This window comes from Gluconacetobacter entanii (assembly GCF_013155425.1).
GTDB lineage: Bacteria > Pseudomonadota > Alphaproteobacteria > Acetobacterales > Acetobacteraceae > Novacetimonas > Novacetimonas entanii.
The window spans coordinates 1-719 of record NZ_JABJWD010000092.1 but is presented as its reverse complement, the minus strand read 5'-3'; the positions used below and the strand labels follow the sequence as shown (position 1 = coordinate 719).

General features: G+C 67.7%; 1 protein-coding gene. It reads left to right on the top strand.

Going from position 1 to position 719, the window contains the following annotated elements; all coding sequences use genetic code 11:
- Nucleotides 1–24: 24 nt before the first annotated feature.
- The coding region (locus HNH97_RS14615; RefSeq protein ID WP_338085474.1) for a 1-deoxy-D-xylulose-5-phosphate synthase N-terminal domain-containing protein at nt 25–719 on the top strand (695 nt) is incomplete at its 3' end.

The following is a 719-nucleotide window of genomic DNA, read 5'->3' as shown; positions in this document are numbered from 1 at the left end:
CCCGAGGCGGACCGGTGGGGCTCGATCCCGACGCTGGGCCGTTTTGCGCAACTGGACCGTGTGCGTTACCCGCATGACATGCGCAACCTTTCGGTGGAGCAGCTGAAGACGCTTGCGGATGAACTGCGCGCGGAGACGATCGACACGGTCTCCACCACCAGCGGGCACCTTGGCGCGTCGCTGGGCGTTGTGGAACTGACGGTTGCGCTGCATGCCGTGTTCGACACGCCCGATGACCGCGTGATCTGGGACGTCGGCCACCAGACCTACCCGCACAAGATCCTGACCGGGCGGCGCGACCGCATCCGCACCCTGCGCCAGCCCGGGGGGCTTTCGGGCTTCACCCGCCGCAGCGAGAGCGAATACGACCCGTTCGGCGCGGCGCACTCCTCCACCTCCATTTCCGCGGGCCTTGGCATGGCGGTGGCGCACCACCTGCGCGCCGAACATGACCCGTCCTACCGCGAACGCAACGTCATCGCGGTGATCGGCGACGGCTCCATCTCGGCAGGCATGGCGTACGAGGCGATGAACAACGCCTCGCACTGCGGCCCCGGGGCGGAACGGCTGATCGTCGTGCTCAACGACAACGAGATGTCGATCGCACCCCCCGTGGGTGCGATGTCGAGCTACCTTTCGCGGCTGATGTCCTCGCGCAAGTTCCTCAGCCTGCGCGACCTCGCCGCCAAGATGGCAAAGCGCCTGCCCGACCGGCTGGA